1 protein-coding gene is annotated in these 561 nt (G+C 74.2%); it reads left to right on the top strand.

Annotated elements, in window-relative coordinates; all coding sequences use genetic code 11:
- Window positions 1–442 (top strand): iron chelate uptake ABC transporter family permease subunit (locus tag I5G_RS13730; protein ID WP_022879569.1); only part of this gene is annotated, 442 nt, incomplete at its 5' end.
- Window positions 443–561 lie beyond the last annotated feature (119 nt).

The raw sequence follows: 561 nt of genomic DNA, 5'->3' as shown, positions 1-561 counted from the left end.
CGCGACGTGGGACCGCGCGCTCCCGGTTGTCGGAGCCGTGATCGTCCTCGGCCCCGTACTGCTCGTGCTCGCCCGCCGCCTGGAGATCCTGCGGATGGGCGACGACACCGCCGCCGCGCTCGGGCTGCCCGTCGAGCGCAGCCGCCTGCTTCTCATCGTTGCGGCCGTGGGCCTCCTCGCCTTCGGCACCGCCGCCGCCGGCCCCATCGCCTTCGTGTCGTTCCTGGCCGGGCCGATCGCCCTGCGGATCCTCGGTCCCGTCGGCTCCCCCGTCCTCCCCGCGGGGCTCGTCGGCGCGCTCCTCGTCCTCGTCGCCGACTTCTGCGCGCAGTACGCGTTCGGCACGCGGCTGCCGGTGGGCGTCATCACCGGTGTGCTCGGCGCGCCGTACCTCATCTACCTGCTCATCCGCAGCAGCCGATCCGGAGGCACCACGCTATGACGTCGCCGCGCCCCCGCACTCGCCCCCGCGCTCGCCCTCACCGAGAAGGACCCCGACGATGACCAACCGGGGGCGCGGCATCCATCCCGACGACCTCGCCGTCGTCCTCGATGAGGGCG

It is taken from the genome of Microbacterium sp. B19 (assembly GCF_000333395.1).
Lineage (GTDB): Bacteria > Actinomycetota > Actinomycetes > Actinomycetales > Microbacteriaceae > Microbacterium.
The sequence above is the reverse complement of the archived record's forward strand: the minus strand, read 5'-3'. Positions and strand labels throughout refer to the sequence as shown.